Source organism: Micromonospora sp. B11E3 (assembly GCF_039871625.1).
Lineage (GTDB): Bacteria > Actinomycetota > Actinomycetes > Mycobacteriales > Micromonosporaceae > Micromonospora.
The window spans coordinates 104,163-125,118 of sequence record NZ_JBDPMC010000009.1; the positions used below are offsets into that span (position 1 = coordinate 104,163).

At 70.0% G+C, this 20,956-nt stretch carries 8 protein-coding genes; 4 read left to right on the plus strand and 4 right to left on the minus strand.

Translation table 11 applies throughout. From position 1 onward, the window contains the following. Window positions 1–32 precede the first annotated feature (32 nt). From ABGB16_RS07580 to ABGB16_RS07595, 4 genes are all read right to left on the minus strand, one after another. Entirely contained in the window at window positions 33–800 is a 768-nt protein-coding gene (locus tag ABGB16_RS07580; protein WP_347667241.1) for an ABC transporter permease, read from the minus strand. Between the two features lie 279 nt (window positions 801–1,079). Continuing rightward, window positions 1,080–2,255, minus strand: a complete 1,176-nt coding sequence (locus ABGB16_RS07585; RefSeq protein WP_347667242.1) for a zinc-dependent alcohol dehydrogenase — start codon at window positions 2,253–2,255, stop codon at window positions 1,080–1,082. A 12-nt stretch (window positions 2,256–2,267) separates the two neighbouring features. Beyond that, a complete protein-coding gene (locus ABGB16_RS07590; RefSeq protein WP_347667243.1) occupies window positions 2,268–3,245 on the minus strand; it encodes an SRPBCC family protein in 978 nt (325 codons plus the stop codon). 227 nt (window positions 3,246–3,472) lie between these two features. After that, on the minus strand, window positions 3,473–4,456 hold the full coding sequence (locus ABGB16_RS07595) for a small ribosomal subunit Rsm22 family protein (RefSeq protein WP_347667244.1): 984 nt from the start codon (window positions 4,454–4,456) through the stop codon (window positions 3,473–3,475). Between the two features lie 372 nt (window positions 4,457–4,828). On the opposite strand from ABGB16_RS07595, the gene ABGB16_RS07600 reads away from it, so the two are divergent. The 4 genes from ABGB16_RS07600 (at window position 4,829) to ABGB16_RS07615 (ending at window position 20,951) form a co-directional block, all read left to right on the plus strand. After that, window positions 4,829–7,534 carry a hypothetical protein gene (locus ABGB16_RS07600; RefSeq protein ID WP_347667245.1) on the plus strand — a complete coding sequence of 902 codons (2,706 nt, stop codon included), beginning with the start codon at window positions 4,829–4,831 and terminating at the stop codon, window positions 7,532–7,534. A gap of 293 nt (window positions 7,535–7,827) precedes the next feature. After that, complete coding sequence (locus ABGB16_RS07605; RefSeq protein WP_347667246.1) at window positions 7,828–8,520, plus strand: LuxR C-terminal-related transcriptional regulator; 693 nt, start codon at window positions 7,828–7,830, stop codon at window positions 8,518–8,520. Window positions 8,521–8,848: 328 nt separating this feature from the next. After that, window positions 8,849–9,226 carry a MoaD family protein gene (locus ABGB16_RS07610; protein ID WP_347667247.1) on the plus strand — a complete coding sequence of 126 codons (378 nt, stop codon included), beginning with the start codon at window positions 8,849–8,851 and terminating at the stop codon, window positions 9,224–9,226. A gap of 1,024 nt (window positions 9,227–10,250) precedes the next feature. Continuing rightward, the gene (locus tag ABGB16_RS07615) at window positions 10,251–20,951 is read left to right on the plus strand and encodes an amino acid adenylation domain-containing protein (protein WP_347667248.1); all 10,701 of its coding nucleotides are present in this window, start codon (window positions 10,251–10,253) and stop codon (window positions 20,949–20,951) included. The last annotated feature ends 5 nt before the right edge of the window (window positions 20,952–20,956 follow it).

A 20,956-nucleotide genomic window follows, 5' to 3' on the forward strand; every position in this document is an offset into this window, starting at 1 on the left:
CGCCGAGAGAACCGCACCTGGGCCGCCAACGATCACCGCTCCGTCCGCCTCGACGACGGAGCCGGGCGCAGCCGGCCGCAGGCGACCAGTTCGACGGTGAGGACGACCGCGACCGCCTCGACGGCGAGGAGGCCGACGAGGACGAACAGTTGCGTCACGCCGGCCGCGAGCGGGCCCGCCCCGCCGAGCAGCACCCCGACGAACGCCCCCGGCAGCGTCACCAGGCCCACCGTGCGGGTCTGGTCCAGCGCGGGAATCAGGGCCTGTCCCGCCGTGTCGCGGCACACCAGCAACACGGCGTCGCGTGGCAGGAAGCCCAGCGCCAGGGCGGCTTCCACCTCGCCGCGCCGGTCGGTCAGCTCGTCGAGGGCGCGGCGGCCGGCCAGCGAGGTGGCCGTCATCGCGCCGCCGATCAGGATGCCCGCCACGGGGATGATCGCGATTCCGCGTACCGGGACGAGGCCCGCCAGCAGCAGCCCCGCCACGACCGGCAGGCTGCCCGCCACGATCGGGGCGGCCGCCCACCAGCCCCACGCCCCGGCGGTGATCCGCCGGCCCGAGGTGCCGGCGGCGACCGCGCACATGAGGGCGACGAAGGCGGCCGTGGCCCACAGCGACGCCACGATGGCGGCGATCAGCAGTGACACCGCCCCGAGTTGGACGGCGGCTCGGACGGCGGCGACGGCGATCTGCCGGCCGTGCCCGAGCCGTCCGACGGTCGCCACGAGCGCGGCCAGGGCGGTGAGCAGGACGAGCGCCACGGCCAGCTTCGGGCCGGCGACCAGCATCGTCGACGACATCCGGTCAGTCTTCCGCGTGCCGCGGACCCGGCGCGCCGGCCCCCGCCTGTAGCGAACCCGCGTCCGCCCGCATCCGGCGGCGCCGACGGCCGTGCCGCCGTCCCGGCCCCCACCGCCTACCTCCATTGGCGCCGACGGCCGTGCCGCCGTCCCGGCCCCCACCGCCTACCTCCATTGGCGCCGACGGCCGTGCCGCCGTCCCGGCCCCCACGAGGACGGCCCGCCGCCCCGGGCGGCGTTGCCCGGGGCGGCGGACCTGCTGTCGCTCTGTCGCGGTCGTTAGGGCTTGAGCACCACCTTCAGGCACTCGTCCTGCTTGTTCTTGAAGATGTCGTAGCCGTGCGGGGTGTCCTCCAGCCGCATCGTGTGCGTGATGATGTAGCTCGGGTCGATCTCACCCTTGCGGACCCGCTCCAGCAGCGACCGCCAGTAGCGCTGCACGTGGGCCTGGCCCGAACGCATCGTCAGCGAGCGGTTCATGAACGAGCCCATGGGGAACTTGTCGATGAACCCACCGTACGAGCCGATGACGGAGACCGTTCCGCCGTTGCGGCAGCTCAGCACGGCCTCGCGCAGCGCGTGTGGCCGGTCGATCTCCGACTTCACCGCCTGCTTGGCCCGGTCGTACGCGTACAGCGCCGCCGACGCGTGGTGCCCCTCCGTGCCGACGGCGTCGATGCACGCGTCCGGGCCGCGGCCGGCCGTCATGTCCCGCAACGCGTCCATGACGTCCGTCTCCTCGTAGTTGATGATCTCTGCGCCGCACTTCTCCCGCACCATCCGCAGCCGGTACTGGAACCGGTCGATGACGATGACCCGCTCCGCGCCGAGCAGGAACGCGCTCAGGGCGGCGAACTGGCCCACCGGCCCCGCGCCCCACACGGCGACGATGTCGCCGCGCCTGATGTCGCACATCTCGGCGGCCATGTAGCCGGTCGGCAGCACGTCGGACAGGAACAGCACCTTCTCGTCGGGCAGGTCGTCCTCGATCTTGAGAGCGCCGACGTCGGCGTACGGCACCCGCGCGTACTGCGCCTGACCGCCCGCGTACCCGCCCAGCATGTGCGAGTACCCGTAGATGCCGCCGGGGGCGTGGCCCATCGCCATCTCGGCGATCGCCGCGTTCGGGTTGGAGTTCTCGCAGATGGAGTACAGGCCGCGCTGGCACGAGCTGCAGTTGCCGCAGGCGATCGGGAACGCCGCGACGACGCGGTCCCCGACCTTCAGGCCGTCCCGTACGCCGTGGCCCAGTTCCACGATCTCGCCCATGAACTCGTGGCCGAGCACGTCGCCCTTCTTCATCGTGGGGACGAAGCCGTCGATCAGGTGCAGGTCAGAGCCGCAGATCGCCGCGGAGGTGATCCGGACGATGGCGTCCCGCGGGTTGAGGATCTTCGGCTCGGGTACCTCTTCGACCGCCACGTTGTTCGGGGCGATCCAGCAGGTGGCTTTCATCGCGTCCTCCTCTTACGCGCGCGGCATCGCCAGCGGCTGCGCCGGACGCTGCTTGATCTGCTGTTGCATGTTCGTGCCGTCGGGGCTGCCGTCCGAGCGGGCGATCTCGCCCGTCTCGATCACCTGCTTGAACCGCCGCAGGTCGTCGCAGACCTGCTGCTGCGGGTTCTCGCCGAAGATCCTGGCCAGCGCCGCGCCGAACATCCGGCCCGGCGGCGCGTACTCCAGGTCGACCCGGACCTCCGTGCCGCGCCCGCCGGCCGCCGGCACGAACCGCACCGACCCGGAGTTGGGTACGGTCGCGCCGTCGACCGAGCGCCACGTGATCATCTCGTTGGGGCGGTCGGCGACGATCTCCGCGTCCCACTCCACCCGCCTGCCGCCCGGGGCCTTGGCCGTCCAGTGCGACCGCCGGTCGCCGATCGTCCGGACGGACTCCAGGTGGGACATGAAGCGCGGCAGGTTCTCGAAGTCGTGCCAGAACCGGTACGCGTCCGCCGCGCTGCGGTTGATGGTCACCGACGCCTGCACCCGGCTGGGCGCGTTGATCTTCCTGCCCCGGGTGACCTGGATGGCCGCGTAGAGGTCGACGGCGGTGATCCCGGCGAGCGCCCAGGTCGCGTACATCAGGCGGTTCCGCCGGTCGCCCCGCCGGTTCCGCATGGCCGTGGTGCTCGCGGCGAGGTCCACGACGTCGCCGGCGACCCGCGTCCACGCCCCCCAGCCCGTCCGGCGCGGGATCAGCAGCACCGCGGCGTGGCCCAGTTCCCGCAGCCCGGCGGCCTGCAGCACCGCCTGCGCGGGGCGGGAGTCGTCGACACCGCAGAGCCGGCTCACCCGCGGCCGCGCCGCGAGGGTGGCGACGCCCAGGCCGAGGCTGAACCAGCCCAGGAACCGCGCCAACCCCTGCGATCTGCGGCTCTGGGCCTCCCGCTCGATACCCAGGGCGTCGGTCACCGACCGGACGCCGATCGTGCTCCTACGGCTCATGTTCCTCTCCCCGATCCGACAGTGGCGGTCGCTGGTCGCCGCGCCGGCACCACGCCGACAGTCACATCCTCGCAACCCGCTGTGTCTGGCAAGGCTGGATTTGCGCATCCGGGCCCGACGCCGCCGCCCGGCACCCGGACGGGCTCAGGCGCGCGCGTCACCCGCCGGCCGTCTGACCAGGGCGCCGCCGTGGTCGGCCGTGGCTCCTGCCGCCTTCCCGGAAGTGCTCAGTCCGTCGGCGGCCAGACGTCGCCCCACTCGGCGTCCCGCGCCCGCCGGTAGCTGTCCCCCTGCCGCTTGGAGACCAACTCCTGCCGGGCGCCGGCGTCGCGTGCGCAGACCTGGAGGGTCACCAGACCCTTGCGGAAGGTCGGGTGCCGCAGGATCCGGCCGGCCACGGGCAGCGGCTGCCGTCGCGCGGCGGCGACGTAGGAGAATTTCTCGTCCTCGTAGCCGAGCTGCCCGTCCTTCAAGCGCCGGTGCAGGGCAGAGCGGTTGACCCGGGCGGCGAAGTGGCACCAGTCCGCGGTCCCGGACAGCGGGCAGGTCCCCTGGTGCGGGCAGGGCGCCAGGACGGTGTGCCCCGAGTCGGCGAACGCCGACCGGGCGTCCAGCACCCGTCCGTGGCCGGCCGGCGTGCCGGCCTCGACGACCACGACCAGCGCGCCGGCCGCCGCGGCCTGGGCGACCAGCGCCGACCGGTGCGCCGCCGGCAGCTCGCCGAGGACGTAGGAGACGGTCACCAGGTCGGCGGCGGGCAGCTCGCCGTCCGGATCGAAGCGCCACTGGCGCCAGGTCGCCGAGCGCAGCGCGGGGTGGCCGGCCCCGGCCGACAGCCGGCGGCCCAACGCGAGCGCCTCGCTCACCTGGTCGAGCACCGTCACCGACTCCAGACCGGGAAAGACCTGGCTGGCGGCCCAGGTCGCGGCCCCCGTGCCGCCGCCAACGTCCAGGTGGCGACGGGGCCGGAAGTCCGGCACCACCTCGGCGAGCTGGCCGAGCGCCGCGCGGACGGCGGCGAAGGTGGCCGGCATCCGGTACGCCGCGTACGCCGTGACGTCCGTGGTGGACGTGAGGATGGGACTGTGACCCACCCGGCCGGACCGGTACTCGTCCATGAGCCGGCGCACCGAGGCGGACAGCACCTCGGCGCGCGCCGACGTCAACGCCGACGCCATGCTGTTCCGTAGGTCGTCGGGCAGGTCTGCCATCGGGGTCGCGTCTCCGTTCGGGTGATGTCCGCTCAATTCTCGCAGTCCGTGACGGCGGTCCTGCGGTCGATCTCCCTCCGGCTGCCTCGGTTCGCCCTCCGGCGCCAGCCGAACATCGACGAAGGGCGGCCGCCCGGTGTTCCGGCGGGCGGTGCCGGATCCGCTGACCCTCGATGTCAGGGAGATGTCCGGCCGCCCCTCGGCGACAGTGTTCCGCGTTACGATCCAATGGCCGGCTTCACTGCGACAATGGCGGCACGAAGGCGTGCGCCCTGGTGCATTCCGGCGCTTCGTGCCCGGCGCGGCGCTCCATTCTCGCCTGGGCCGACCTATCCGCGTTCTGCGGGTGGCCTCGGAACGGAACGGGAGCAGATGACGGACGACAGGTTCCCCGAGTGGGGCAGGCGGGTCTACGCGGAGTTCCACCGGCTGGTGGAGCTGGTCGAGTCGATGGTCCTGCGGCCGATGCGCAATGGCTGGCAGTTGCCGCTGCTGTGTCTGGTCTCCCGGCCGGGGGCCGGCTCGCCGCTGGCGATGATGGCGCACGTGTTCGCCGGCGAGGAGCGCCGGGTCCCGCACGTCCGGATGAGCGCAGCGGGCCAAAACGTGCGCACGCTGCTGCACGAGGCGTACACGGGGCTGGCGGCCGGGAACTTCGGCGGCGCGGATCGGCTGCGGTTCCGCCACTACGCGCTCGCCGACGGGCTGATGCAGGTCGACCTCTCGGGGGTGCCGACGAACCGGCGGCGCCGGGAGTTGGCCCGGCAGTTGCGGCAGAGCATCTGGCAGCGGGCGCCCTGGGCCGGCCAGCAGGCGCCGCCCGACGTCGGCGGCTGGCCGGGCCTGCTGCTGTGGTTGGCCCTGGGTGTCCTTCCCGGGCTGATGTTCTGGCTGCTGACCACCGGTTGGTTGTTCGGCGCGGGCCGCCGGTTCCGCTGGTTCATGCGCCAGCAGTACCTCGCGCCCAAGCTCGCGGCGGGCGACTTCTTCACCTTCGCCAGCCGGTTGACGGTCCCGTCCCGGGAGACCGAGGATCAGGAACAGATCGACCTGCTGCTGGTCCATGCGTTCCTGCAGGACCTGCGCGTCGACTACCGCCGCTGGCCCTGGCGGCTGAAGTCGTGGCGGCGCACCGCGTGCCCGGTCCTCCTGCTGGACGACATCGCGCCCGACAACGGCGGGTACGCCCTGGTCAGGCTGATCAACGCGGTGCGCGACGAGACCGGCCAGTCCGACCCGCTGCTGGTCGTCACCGACAGCCACGACGTCCCGCCGGACGGGCTGGCGCCGACCGACCCCGCGGTCGCCGGCCAGTTGGTGCCGCTGGACGGGGTGGAGGGGGCGTACCGGGCCTGGCGCAGCGGGCTGCCCCGGGCCCGCCGGGCCCGGGAGGACAACGCCTGGTACCTCCAGGTGGAGATCCCGCCGGCCGACCTCACGCCGTACCGGCACCGGCTGTCCCGCATCGTGCCGCCGAAGCCGCCGTGGCTGGCCCGGCCGGTGGCGCTGGTCGCGGTGGCGGCCGTCGTCCTGGCCGCTGTCGGCGTCTGGCAGATACCCGACCAGGTGGGCAGGCTGCGGGCCGGCTGCGAGTGGCCGCCGACGGCCTCGGGCGGCCTCGTCCGCACGGCGGTGCGCGACGGCCAGTGCGTCGGCTACAGCGATTCCGAGCGGCAGATGTTCAGTACGGACGAGTCGCTGCTCGACGTCCAGCGGAGGATCTTCGACCAGAACCGGAAGGTGGAGGCCGCCTGGCGGGTCAAGAAGACGCACCCCCGGGTCACGCTGGTCTACTTCGGTTCGCTGACCAAGCCCGACGCCCTGCCGGGCGAGGAGACCTTCGCCGGCGAGCGGGAGGAGCTCCAGGGCATGGCGGCGGCGCAGAGCCGGGCCTATCTCGAGGCCAACAACGACCCGGCCCACCCGTACCTGCGGATCGTGGTGGCCAACGCGGGCCAGGAGATGAGGTACTCCGCCGACGTGGTGCGGATGCTGTCGGCGCTGGCCGCGGAGGAGCCGACGGTGCTCGGGGTGGTCGGGCTGGTGGAGAGCCGCAAGGCGGTCCAGGACGCGATCCGGGCGCTGGGCAACCTCGACCTGCCCGTGCTCGCGCCCACCCTGTCGGCCGACCGGATCGCGGACGCGTCGAGCAGGTACCTGCAGATCTCCGCGCCCAACATCGACGAGGCGACGCTCGTCCATGAGCACGCCACCCGGGTGCTCGGAAAGAAGAAGATCTTCAACTACTACACGTTCGGCCGGGTCGACCCGGGCGTGGGCGCGCAGGACGACCTCTACGTCAACACGCTCCGCGACGGACTCCGGGCCCAGTTCGGCGAGGGGAACTACCAGGAGACGTACTGGCGGAACGGCGTCGACCTCACCCCGGTCTGCGCGGACAGGTACCCGGACGGCGTGGTCTTCTTCGGCGGGCGTTACACGGAGTTCGGCGCGTTCGCGAGCAAGCTCGCGCAGGCGTGCAGCGGCCGGGTGCCGCAGCTGATCGGGGACGACTCGGTCAACCGGTACCTCGCCAACGCGGCCGCGCGGGCCGTCGCCCCCGACAACCTGCCCCTGGCGTACGTGGCCAAGGGCGAGCTGGCGTACTGCCACCGGCTCTTCGGCGCGAACGACGTCGAGCGGCGGTCCTTCCTCAGCGACGTGCGGGAGATCCTGTCGATGTGCAGCCCCAACAGCCCGATCGGCGAGCGGGTGGGCCTGGCGTACGACGCCACCCGGCTGCACCTGGCGGCCGTCCAGAGCATCGCCGGCAACCTCGCCGGCTCCGCCGGCCGGGAGTGGGACCCGACGGCGATCAGCCCGACCAGCGTGTACGTCGCGATCCGTGACGTGGCGAACCCCGCGTACCAGGGGGTGACGGGGCTGCTCCGGTTCGACGCCAACGGGATCGCCGACCGGAAGCGCCTGACCCTGCTCTGCGTGCCGAACATCAAGGAGGCGTTCAGCTCGCCGTCCGACGTGCCGAGGGAGATCGACCGGCACCCGAGCGACTCCGAGGAGGACAGGCGGTACGGCACCCCGTCGCCCGTACGTCGGCCGTGCACGAAGGACGGGTGAGGCGGCCGCCGACGGCCCGGGTGTGACGCGGCGTCGTCGCCGCGCCGTAGGCGGCCCGGTGAACGCGGTCGGAACACGGGCCGGCCGCTTGCTCTCCGTAACATAGTCCTAATGGTTGTTACAACTGACCACTCAGGCGGCCCGGCCCTTGTCCAAACGGGTGTGCCCAGCGCTGACCAGGGCCGACGGCCGTGGCGGGCTGAACGGATGTCCATTCTCTACCCTTCGGTCCCTTGTAGGCCCCTCGCGTACTCTGTGGCCGGCATGGCGCGCACTGTTCGTCGCGTGTTGCTATGGGGGAGCTGGTCGACGTGGAACGTGTCGGAAGTCCGTTCGCCCAGACTCAGGTTGGCTGTAGCGTCCTCGTCCTCGCCGACAACGAGGTGACGCGTCGGGGTCTCCACGACATGCTCGGCTCGCTTGATCTGGTGGCTGAGGTGCATGCGGTGGTGGCGGATCTGGAGCGGTTTCCTGCTGGTCGTTCTTTTGACGTGCTGGTTGTGGCGTGTGAGGACGTGGGTGTGGGGAGTCTGGATGGGGTTGTTGAGGCGGCGCATCGTCGGGGGGTGAGGATTCTGCATCTGATCGGTCGTGGTGGGGCGTGTCTGGATGCGGTGACGCGGTTGCCGAGTAATGGGTTTTTGATTCAGGACGAGGTGACGCGGGAGGCGTTGGGGCAGGCGTTGGGTCGGATGTTGGTGGGTGAGGTGCCGATGCCGGCGGTGTTGGCGAATCGGTTGTTGGAGCGGGCGCGTGGGGCGGTGTCGCAGGAGCGGGTGGAGGGTGTGCGGTTGACGCCGCGGGAGCGTGAGACGTTGGTGTTGTTGGCTGAGGGGTTGAGTAACAAGCAGATCGCTCGTCGGATGTTGATCAGTCAGCATGGGGTGAAGCGGCTGGTGGCGAGTGTGTTGTTGAAGTTGAACTGTTCGAACCGGACGTTGGCCGCGGCGGTGGCGATCAAGCGGGGCCTGCTCGAGAAGGCGTGAGATCCGCCCCGGCACCCCCGGCTCCCCGCACCGTGGCCCCCGGCGGACCTCCCGGCCTGATCGTGGCGTGACCTCCGGTGTCCCGGTGACGCCGATCGGGCTGCCCGAATGGTCAGCGTTCGCCTGAAGCTCCGTCGTGGGACCGTTGAGGGACGAAAGGGGTGGCGCGACGAGCGAACGGGGCCGCCGGCGGCCCCGTTCGGCGCGCGGCGCGGTCCCGAGGATTCGCGCGGCGTCCGACGAGGTCGATCACGAGTGGCTGCGCCGCGCTTCGGGCCCTCGTCGTCGGCCGCCCCTCCTCGTCGCTTCCACTGAGGAGTACGCCGTCATGCCGATCGAAGTTCGCGTACCCACGATCCTGCGCAGCTACACCGGCGGTGCGTCGACCGTCGAGGCCGCCGGGGAGACCCTGGCGGACCTGCTGACCGACCTGGACGCCCGGTACTCCGGCGTCCGGGGGCGCCTGGTCACCGATGCCGGCGCGCTTCACGGAATTCTCAACGTCTATGTCAATGGCGAGGACGCGCGCCAGCTCGGCGGCCTGGGGGCCAAGGTGTCCGACGGCGACATAGTGGCGATCCTGCCGGCCGTGGCCGGGGGTGCGCTTGGTTTCGCCGCCGCGGCCGCCCTGATCGGTCACCGCGTGCCCGTCCGGTCGACGGAAGCCGCGCGGGTCATTCACGAGCGCCCACGAGCGCGGCATTGACAGGTGGCTCCTGGCGGGCGGCCACGAGCGGCGGCGAGGGTTCGCCCTCGGCCGCCCACGGCGGCGACATTCCGTGCGAGTTTGGTTCGGCCCCCGTACATTTTCCGGTGGCCCGTTTGTCGCGGGCATTTAAGCTCGGGTAGGGTGGCCGGCGTTGAGGCCGCCGCACCCATGGCGGTCATCGTTCCGTCGATTCCGGAAGTGAAGCTCGGACGGGTGTGACGGAAAGCGGAATGACCGCGATTGTTTCGGTGCTCCGTGGTCCCCTGTTCGACGGTCGCGGCGTGGTCGCCTGTGATGTCTGCTTTGACGGTCGTGCCGGTTCCCGCACCCAATGATCGGGTGCGTCCGTGCAAATCCGGCAAGACCGGCGCGGGTACGGCTCGATCGGGCGCCGAACGGTGGCCGTCAACATAGCCAGATGGCTACAAGTTACTCGCCGATCTGGGCGCTCTCGTGCCGATCGGGTATAGCCACATGAGCCGTGCCGCTCTTCCTGCGGCTCGCCATAGAGTTGCCCCATGACGCAGGGCGCGCCACGTCTCGCAGGCAGGACGGCTTTCCTCGTCGGCAGATGGGGTGGCATCCCCGTCAATGTGGTCTCGGCGCACGCCACCGACGCGGACCTATTGACGTCGCCCGCGCTACTGCGTCCCTTGCGGTGTAGCGATATCGACATCATGAGGGAGACGACGTCTGGGGGGACATCTGCATCGACCCGTACCCGTCGACCGTAAAGGCGAATATCGCCAATCACCCGACGCTGACGAGTCCCACCTGCTGCGGCCTCGAAAAAGGCATTGATTTGCTCGCCGTCTGAGCGCCGTAGAGGCGGGTGTGCCCTCCGGCTTCAGCGTCCACGGTGGTGGCTGGGTTCAACTAATCCCGGCCGGCTGCCGATAGGCAGGGGTCAGCCCGATACGACGATGACCGCCGCCGACAGACGGTCCGCGACTCATTGGCATATCCAAAGGTCCGCCTGGAATGCAGGTGGAACTCGGCAGCAAAGGGTGTCCGATCCGCAATGAGCGAGGAAATCGTTGAAGCACGCTACCCGATGACTCCCACCCAACAGGGGGTCATGTTCCAGAGCGACTTCGGGGGCAGGCCAGGGCTCTTCCACGTGCAGGTGGAGCTCCAGGTCGATCAGGAGCTCGACGTCGACGCGTTCCGCCAGAGCTGGGTGCACGTCATGGATCGCCACGCCGCGCTGCGCACGGGCTTCCGCGACCTGCAGAGCGAAACCCCGGTGCAGGCAGTGCTCCAACGGGTGGACGTTCCCTTCACCATGGAGGACTGGCGCGGGCTGAGCGTCGAAGAGCAGCGGGGCCGACTGCGGTCCTACAAGCAGCAGGACCTCGCGAAGGGCTTCTCCCTGGAGGAGCCGCCGCTCTGGCGACTTCACGTCGCCCGGCTGGACGAGGCCAGCTACCAGATCGTCTGGAGCCTCCACTACATCATCCTCGACGGGTGGAGCCAGGCGATCATTCTTCGTGAGGTCGAGTCGTACTACGGCCACCTGACGGCCGAGCAGCCGCTGGACCTGCGGCCGGCGACGCCGTACCAGGAATACGTCCAGTGGCTGGGCCGCCAGGACGTCGATCAGGCCGAGCGCTACTGGAGCGCCGAACTGGAATCGGTCGCACCGGCCGCGCCGCTGCCGATGGAGCGGAAAGCCCCCGCCGGCGGGGAGCCGGGCGTCGAGGCGTCCCTGTCCGACTACGACCAGGTCAGTCTTCTGCTCGACGAGGAGGAGACGGCCCGCCTGTCGGCGGTGGGGGAGCAGCACGGCCTCTCGCTCGAGACGATGATCCAGGGTTGTTGGGCCCTGCTGCTGAGCCGCTACACGGGGGCGACGGAGGTCGTCCTCGGCGCCACCGTGTCCGGTCGCTCCGGTGACCTGCCCGGAGTCGAGCAGGTCGTGGGTCTGCTCATCAACACGCTGCCCATCCGTGTCCGGGTGTCGCAGTCCATGCCGTGGGCCGAGTGGATGCGTTCCCTGCAGACCCAGTACGCCCAGGTCCAGCAGTACGAACACAGCCCGTTGCTGCTGATCCAGCAGTGGAGCGAGATCGGCTCGGGCAACGCCCTGTTCGAGAGCGTCGTCTCCGTCGAGCCGGGCGTCCAGGAGGAGTCCGGCCGATCCCTGGCGATGGCCAGGCGCCGCGAGGAGCTCCGCGTCCCCTACTCGCTGAACGTCGTCGTCACTGCCGGCAAGCGGTTGGCGATCACGATCCACTTCGACACCCAGCGCTTCGACGGCGGGACGGTCGAGGGGATGCTGGGGCACCTGCGCCAGGTTGGCTCGGAGCTGGTCCGGCTTCCGCATGCCGTGCTGGGGCAGATCTCCGTGCTCACGGCCAAGGAGCACGCGCGGCTCGTCTACGAGTGGAACGACACGCAGAAGCCGTACGGCCGGGAACTCTGCATGCATCAGCTGTTCGAGCAGCAGGTGCGGCGGTCGCCCGACGCTCCGGCCCTGTTCTTCGACGAGCGGAGCTGGACCTACGCCGAGATCAACCGGCAGGCGAACCAGATCGCGCACTACCTGAAGGGCCTGGGTGTCGGCCCCGGGGTCCACGTCGCGATCCTGATGGAACGCGCCATGGAGATGATCCCGGCCCTGCTGGGCATCCTGAAGGCGGGCGGCATCTACGTTCCGCTCCAGACGAGTGCCCCCGTCAAGCGTTGGCACGGGATCCTCGACTCGCTGGACATCACCTGCATCCTCACGCAGCGGGCCCTGGTGCCCGCGCTCCTCGGGGCCGATCCGCTGCCCGCGCTCGCCCACATCGTGTACCTCGACGACGCCGACGAGGATTCCGAGCCCCTGCAGCCGCACCCCTACCGGCTGCACGCGCCGGCCGACATCGTCGGCATGCCGCAGGACGACCTGCCGCTCCAGGGCTCCTCGCAGGATCTCGCCTACATCATCTTCACGTCCGGCTCGACCGGCACCCCGAAGGGGGTCATGGTCGAGCACCACGCCGCGATCAACCTGATCGAGTGGGTCAACAACACGTTCGCCGTCGGCCCCGACGACCGGCTGCTGTTCATCACGTCCCTGAGCTTCGACCTCTCCGTCTACGACATCTTCGGCGTCCTCGCGGCCGGCGGCTCCATCCGTCTGGCGTCGAGCGAGGACATCAAGGAGCCGACGCGTCTGCTGGACATCCTGGCGACGGAGCCGATCACCTTCTGGGACTCGGCGCCCGCCGCGCTCATGCAGATCGTGCCCTTCCTGCCCGCCAGCGGCGACGCGGCGGGACAGGTCGTGTCGAACTCGCTGCGCCTGATCTTCATGAGCGGCGACTGGATCCCGGTGAACTCGCCGGACATCATGAAGGCCGCGTTCCCCAACGTCCAGGTCATCGGCCTGGGCGGCGCGACGGAGGCGACGGTCTGGTCCAACTTCTTCCCGGTCCACCAGGTAGACCCCGCCTGGACCAGCATCCCGTACGGCAAGCCGATCCAGAACGCCAGCTACTACATCCTCAACGAGAACCTCCAGCCCTGTCCGATCGACGTGCCGGGCGACCTCTACATCGGGGGCGACTGCCTGAGCCTCGGCTACGCCCAGGATCCGCAGCTCACCGCCGGCAAGTACATCGCCTCGCCCTTCAGCGCCCAACCCGGCGCCCGCATCTACAAGACGGGCGACATGGCCCGGTGGCGCGCCGACGGGAACATGGAGTTCCTCGGGCGGACCGACTCGCAGGTCAAGATCCGGGGCTACCGCATCGAGCTCGGCGAGATCGACACCGTGCTGAGCCGGCACCCCGTGGTCAAGACGGCGGCGACGCTGGTGCGTACCGACCAGCCCGGCGGCGCCTCCCTCATCTCCTTCGTGGTGCTGGACCCGCTGCGTACCCAGTCCGCGGTCGAAGGGGAGGAGGCGGGACTGCTCGACGACCGGCTGCAGCACTGGCAGCAGGTCTACGACGCCTTCGACGAGCTGGAGGTCGCGCCCACCGAGGACGGCGCCGACTACTCGGGCTGGAACAGCAGCTACACCGGCCAGGCGATCCCGCTGGAGGAGATGGAGGCATGGCGGCAGGACACCCTGGCCCTGGTACGCGCCTACCGGCCGCAGTCGCTGCTGGAGATCGGCTGCGGCACCGGCCTGCTGCTCTTTCCGCTCGCCCCCGACTGCGTCCGCTACTACGGCACCGACTTCTCCCGTTCGGTGCTGGAGTCCGTCCGCAGGCGCCTGGACGGGATGCCGCAGCTCCGGGACTCCGTCACGCTGCTCCAGCGGCAGGCCGACGACCTGGCTGACCTGCACACCGAAGCCGTCGACACGGTCCTGGTCAACTCGGTCATCCAGTACTTCCCCGACATCCACTACCTCGTGCGTGTCCTGAACGGCGCCCTGGAACGGGTCGACCCCGGCGGGCGCATCATCGTCGGCGACGTGCGCAGCCTCCCGCTGCTGGAGGCCTTCGCCGCCGCCGTGGAAGTCGGCCGCGCGTCGGACGCGACGTCCCGCCAGCAGCTCTGGCAGCGGGTGCAGCAGCGCGTACAGCAGGAGAAGGAGCTGACGCTCGACCCGTCCTTCTTCCGGGACTGGGCGGCGAGCACCGGCCGCATCTCCCGGGTCGAGATCCGCCTCAAGCGCGGCCGTCACCTCAACGAGCTGACGCAGTTCCGGTACCAGGTGGTGCTGCACGTCGGGAAGCCGGTCCCCGCCGACCAGGCCCCCGAGCCGCCGGCCGCCCCGGAGCAGGACTGGTCCGCGGCGGGCCTGACCCTCGCGGGCCTGCGCGAGATGTTGGAGCGGGACCGGCCTGACCGGCTCCGACTGCGCGACGTGCCCAACGCGCGCGTCGTCACGGCGACGCACACCCTGCGCTGGCTCAAGGGCGATTCGAGCCGGGAGACGGTCGAGGCGTGGCGGGCGCAGGCCGCACCCGCCGACGGCGTGGACCCGGAGGACGTCTGGGAACTGGCCGAGCAGCTCGGCTACGACGCGACGATCAACTGGGGCCGCCACGGTGTGGACGGCAGCTACACGGTCCTGCTGCGGCGCGCGGATGCCGAGTGCGTCGAGGTGGACGAGGAAGAGCGGATCGAGCCGGCCGCGAGTGAGGACGAGCCCGACTGGCAGCGGTACGCCAACCACCCGCTCCGGGCCGAGATCGAGGATCTCCTGCTCCCGCAGATCAAGGCGTACCTGCAGGAGCGGCTGCCCGACTACATGGTGCCGGCCGATCTCGTCGTCCTGGAGAACCTGCCGGTCACGTCGAGTGGCAAGCTGGACCGCCGGGCCCTGCCGCTGACGCAGGCCCCACAGCCGGTCGGCTCGGGCGCCTACGCGCCGGCCCGCACCACGACCGAGGGACTGCTGGTCTCGATCTACGAACAGGTCCTGTCGCGAAGCCCCATCGGCATTCACGACGACTTCTTCGAGCTCGGCGGCCACTCCCTCCTCGCGGTGCAGCTCGCCGCGCGTATCCGCCGGGTCTTCTCCGTCGACCTTCCCGTGCGGACCTTCTTCGACCTCCCGACCATCGCCCGGATCGGGCCCGAGCTCCAGCGACTCCAGCAGGAGGCGCAGCCGCTGCAGTTGCCGCCGCTGGCCGCTGTGCCCCGGGACGGGGCGATGCCGGCGAGCTTCGACCAACAGCGGCTCTTCTTCCTCGACCGGCTCAACCCGGGCAGCACCCTCTACACCATCAACTGGCTCATCCCGGTCTCGGCCGCCGTACCGAGGGGTGTGCTCGAGGCCGGCCTGCACGAGATGATCCGCCGGCACGAGACCCTGCGTACCACCTTCCGCGAGGAGAACGGCCAGGTCTGGCAGATCGTCGCGGACGACTGGCAGGTCGAGCTGCCGGTACTCGATCTCTCCACGGTCGCCGCCGACGAGCGCGTCTCCAGGGCCCAGGAGGAGATCCGTAGGCAGTGGGCGGAGCCCTTCGACCTGGCGCGGGGGCCTTTGCTGCGCAGCATGCTGATCGGCCTCTCGGACACCGAGCAGCTGCTGGTGTTCAACGCGCACCACACGGTGTTCGACGGCTACTCGATCGGCCTGTTCGGTCAGGAGTTCCTCGAGCTGTGTCACGCGCTGGCCAACGACGCGCCCAACCCGCTGCCCGAGTTGGCGGTCCAGTACGCCGACTACGCCGTGTGGCAGCAGAACTGGCTACGCGAGGAGTGGATCCAGTTCCACCTGGCGTACTGGAAGGAGCAGTTGGCCGAGGCTCCCGACCTGCTCACCCTGCCCACGGACTTCCCGCGCCCCGAGGTGCAGCGGTACCAGGGGTCGTTCCTGCGGCGTGAGCTCTCTCCCGACCTGACCGAGAAGATCAAGCAGTTCAGCGGCGAGGCGCAGGTAACGAACTACCTCACGATGCTCGCCAGCGCCGCGGTGCTGCTGGCCCGCTACAGCAGGCAGGACGTGGTGGTCATCGGCGTGCCGATCGCCAACCGGCACCGCGTCGAGCTGGAGCCGGTCATCGGCTTCCTGGTCAACACCGTCGCCCTGTGCGTGGACCTGCGGGACAACCCCAGCTTCTCCGACGTGCTGCTGCAGGTGCGCAAGCAGTTGTTCGACGCGCAGGCCCACCAGGAGATCCCGTTCGACCGGGTCGTCGAGGCGCTGCGGCCGGAGCGCAACCTGAGTTACAACCCGATCTTCCAGGTGATGGTCGCGGACGAGAGCATTCCGCTGCTGGAGCACGCGCCGGATTCGGTGCAGGCGGCGCCCTGGATGCGCGACCTCGTCGAAGAGGGCATGAGCCTGGGCATCTCGCGCTTCGACCTCGTGCTCATGGTCCGCGAGGAGGCCGAGGGGCTCCGGCTGGGTTTCGAATACAACACGGACCTGTTCAAGGAGCGCACGGTCGCTCGGATGGCCGACCACTACCAGGTGCTCGTGGAGTCGGCCCTGGCGCAGCCCGAGCAGCGCGTCCAGCAGTTGCTGATGCTGCCCGAGGCCGAACGCGCGCAGCTCGTCGACCAGTGGGGCGGCGCCCGTACGAACGACACCCCGCAGTTGGAGTACCTCCACGAGTCGTTCGAGGCGCAGGCCAGGCGGACGCCGGACTCGATCGCGCTGGTGTACGAGGAGGAGCAGCTCACATACGCCGAGCTGAACGGCCGTGCCAACCAGTTGGCGCACTGGCTCCAGAAGCAGGGGGTCGGCCCCGAGGTGCTGGTCGGCCTGTGCATGGAGCGCTCGGCCGAGGTGCTCGTCGGCCTGCTCGGCGTCCTGAAGGCCGGCGGCGGGTACGTGCCGATGGACCCCGGTTACCCGCCGGAGCGGCTGTCCTTCCTCATCGAGGACGCCGGGCTGAAGCTCATCCTGACGCAGTCGCACCTTGAGGAGCGGCTGCCGGCGGAGGGCGTTCCCACGCTCAGCCTGGACACCGAGTGGTCGTCGGTGGCCCAGGAGTCCCGGGAGGCTCCGCGGACCGGGCTGACTCCGGAGAACCTGGCGTACATCATCTACACCTCGGGCTCCACCGGTCAGCCGAAGGGCGTGATGGTGGCGCACCGCGGCATCAACCACATCGTGCCCTGGCAGCGCGAGCAGGACTGCTTCGCCCGGCGGCAGCACGTGCTGCAGGTCGCGTCCTACAGCTTCGACTTCTCGGTCTGGGAAATCATCATGCCGCTGCTGAAGGGCGGCACCCTCTACATTCCCAGGCGGGGCCTGCACATGATCGGCTCCGACCTGTACGACGTGGTGGTCGAGCGGGCCATCGAGAACCTGAACTTCACGCCGGCTGCGCTGGCCACCCTGCCGAAGGCCGACCTTCCGCACCTGCGCACCCTGGTCGTCGGCGGTGAGGCGTACTCGGCGGAACTCGTCCGCACCTGGGCGCCGGGGCGTACGTTCTTCAACGTCTACGGCCCCACGGAGACGACCGTCATCGTCACCGGGGCGCGCATCGACGAGAACCTCGACGTGCTGCACATGGGCCGGCCGATTCCCAACGTCGAGGCATACGTCCTCGATCGCTACCTGCAGCCGGTGCCGATCGGGGTGCCCGGGGAGCTGTACCTCGGCGGTGTCGGTGTCGCGCGCGGGTACCTGAACCGCCCGGAGCTGACGTCGGAGATGTTCGTCGCGAATCCCTTCGGGGAGCCCGGCAGCCGCCTGTACAAGAGCGGCGACCTGGTGCGGTACCTGCCCGACGGGAACATCGAATACCTCGGGCGCATCGACCAGCAGGTGAAGATCCGCGGGTTCCGGATCGAGCTGGGTGAGATCGAGAGCGCGCTGGTCGAGCACCCCCAGGTGGAGAGCGCCACGGTGCTGGTGCACGAGGAGGCGAACACCAAACGGTTGATCGCCTACGTCGGCTCGCCCGAGAAGCTGTCGCCGGAAGACCTGCAGACCTTCCTGAACGAGCGACTGCCCAGCTTCATGGTGCCCACGGTCTTCGTCCGTCTGGACCAGCTACCCCTCAACTCCAGCGGCAAGATCGACCGGCGGGCCCTCGCCGCCATTCCCTGGGAGCAGCACGCCGTTGCTCGCATCGGGGAGTACACCGCCCCGCGCAATCTCGTCGAACAGCAGTTGGCGGAGATCTGGGGGGCCGTGCTGGGCGCGGCCGACCGGGTGAGCGTCCACGACAACTTCTTCGCGCTGGGCGGCGACTCGATCCTGAGCCTGCAGGTCATCTTCCGGGCCAAGCAGGCCGGTCTGCACGTCAACGTCAAGCAGTTGTTCCAGTACCAGACGATCGCCGAGCTGAGCCATGTGGTGGTGCGGCAGGACGCGGCGAGTGTGCAGGCCGAGCAGGGTCTGGTGACGGGGCGGGTGGAGTTGACGCCCATCCAGTGGTGGTTCTTCGCGCAGGAGTTCGACCGGCAGGAGCACTTCAACCAGTCCGTACTGCTGGACGTGCCCGCGGAGTTGACGCCGTCGCAGTGGCAGCGGATCCTGCTGCGGCTGGTGGAGCACCACGACGGCCTGCGGGCGCGCTACGTCCGGGGCGAGGACGGCTGGCAGGCCGAGCTGGCCGCACCGCCGAAGGCGATGACGTGCCAGGTCTACGACCTCTCGTTCGCGCCGGCCCAACGAGACCAGCTGTTGGACATCGCGCAGCAGGTTCAGGGGAGCCTGGACCTCTCCGAGGCTCCGCTCTTCCGGCCGGTGCTGTTCACGGGTCTCAAGGATGGTCGGAACCGGCTGCTGCTGGCCGTTCACCACCTGGTGGTGGACGTGGTGTCGTGGCGGGTGATTCTCGAGGATCTGGCGGCGCTGTCGGAGCAGGTGCGGCAGGGCCAGGAGTTGGCGCTGCCGGCGAAGTCGAGTTCGTGGCAGCAGTGGGCGGGCCGGCTGCGGCAGGAGGCGTCGAGCGAGACGACGCTGGGCGAGCTTCCGTTCTGGCTCGAGCAGGTCGAGCCCACGCAGCCGCTTCCGCTGGACGGCTCGGACGGTGACGACACACTCGGTCGCAGCCGGGTGTGCGAGGTGAGCCTGGGCCGGGAGGAGACGCACGCTCTGCTGCAGGACGTTCCGGCGGCGTTCAACACGCGGATCAACGACGTGTTGCTGACGGCGGTCGCCGCGGCGCTGGGGTCGTGGACGCAGGGCTCGCACGTGCGGGTGGATCTCGAGGGTCACGGTCGGGAGGACCTGTTCGACGACATCGACCTGTCGCGGACGGTGGGTTGGTTCACGACGATCTCGCCGGTGCGGCTGCCGGTGCCGTCCGCCGCCGACCCGGTGGAGGGGCTGAAGGAGATCAAGGAGCTGCTGCGCCGGCGGCCGCGGCAGGGCATCGGCTACGGGCTGCTGCTCAACAGCCAGTCCGACGCCGCCGCCCCGCTCCAGCAGGCTCCCGCCGCCCAGGTGAGCTTCAACCACCTCGGAGCCTTCGACGGAGCCGACAGCTTCGCCGCCGCCTACGAGGCCGTCGATTCGGACATCGCCGGGGAGAACCACCGCCCCTATCCGATCGAGATCGTGAGCCTTGTCCAGGACGGCGAGCTGCGGATGCGGTGGACCTACGGCGAGGCGGCGCACCAGCAGGAGACGGTCGAGCGGGTGGCCCGGCAGGCGCTGGAGGTGCTCAACCGGCTTGCCGGTGAGGCCCGTCGGCCGGACGTCAGCGGCTACAGCCCGTCGGACCTGCCGGTGGGCGGCCTGAACCAGGCGGAGATCAACGAGCTGGTCGACCAGCTGCGGGTGCTGCCCGTGTGGACGGACAGCGAGCTGGCCCGCCCGTTGGAGGACGTCTACCCGCAGACCCCGCTGCAGCAGGGCCTGTGGTTCCAGAGCCAGTTCGCCCAGGGTCAGGGCCTCTACCACGTCCAGATGATCCACGACGTCGACCTGGATCTGCAGGTCGACATCTTCCGCCAGAGCTGGGCGGAGGTCATGCGGCGCCACCCGATCCTGCGGACCAGCTTCTGGTCGATGCCCTCACACGAGGCGATGCAGTTGGTCTGGCGCCAGATCCCGGTGCCGCTGGAGGTGCAGGACTGGCGGTCCGACCCGCCCGAGCGACAGCGGGAGCGCCTGGACGACTACCTCGAGCAGGACCGCATCCGGGGCTTCGACCCGTACGAGATCCCGCAGTGGCGGATGCTGCTGGCCCGCACCGGCGACGAGGACTACCAGTTCGTCCTGAGCATGCACCACGCCATCCTCGACGGTTGGAGCTACACCCTGCTGCTGTCCGAGGTCGTGCAGTGCTACGAGGCGCTCAGCCACGGCCGCCAGGACATCGCCCAACCGGTGCGCCCCTACCGGGACTACGTGGCCTGGCTGGGCGAGCAGGACATGCAGGAGGCCGAGCAGTACTGGCGCGGGATGCTGCAAGGGGTCGAGGAAGCCGCCCCCCTGAGCATCGAGCGGCACGACGTGGCGGCGGCCGCGGAGACGAGGGAGCACGTCGAGACGAGCCTGCTCTTCGGTGAAGAGGAGAGCCTCCGTCTGCAGGAGCTCGCCCAGCGTCACCGGCTCACCCTCAACACCGTCATGCAGGGCTGCTGGGCGCTGATGCTCAGCCGCTACGAGGACACGGAGGACGTCGTCTTCGGCATGGTGGTCTCGGGACGGCCCGCGGAGGTCCCCGAGGTCGAGCGGACCAGCGGCCTGTTCATCAACACCCTGCCGCTGCGCGTCCGCGTGCCCGCGGAGACAACCCGGCTCGACTGGATGCGGGGCCTGCAGGAGCAGAACTTCCAGCTGCGGCAGTACGAATACAGCCCGCTCGACCAGGTGCAGCGCTGGAGCGGGCTGCCCTCCGGTGCCGAGCTGTTCAACACCCTGTTCGTGTTCGAGAACTATCCGGTGGAGCAGCCGCGCGACACCGCACTGCGGCTGACCAAGCCAGAGCGCTCGGAGGAGCGGATCCACTATCCGTTGGGCGCCGTCGTGGTGCTGCGGGGCCAGCAACTGCACATGACCGTGCAGTACGACCCGCGGCGCTTCGAGGGGGAGACGATCGACCGGGTAATGGCGCATTTCCGGTACCTCTGCGCCCAGATGGTCGAGTCGCCCGAGGCTCCACTGGCCCAGTTCTCCATCCTCACCGAGCAGGAACGTCGCCAACTGCTTCAGCAATGGAACACCCCGTCGGACGACTCGGACATCGGCGCGGACTTTGATCTGGCGGCCATCGCCGAAGGTATGGAGCAGTCAGCCGACCCGGAGCTTCTCGCGCAACTTCTTGCGGAGATCCAGGGGCTCTCGTCGGACGACCTACTCGCACAGATCCAGGATTCGTCGCCTGCTGCAGAGAAGAGTGAAGCCAATGAGTGAGCGTC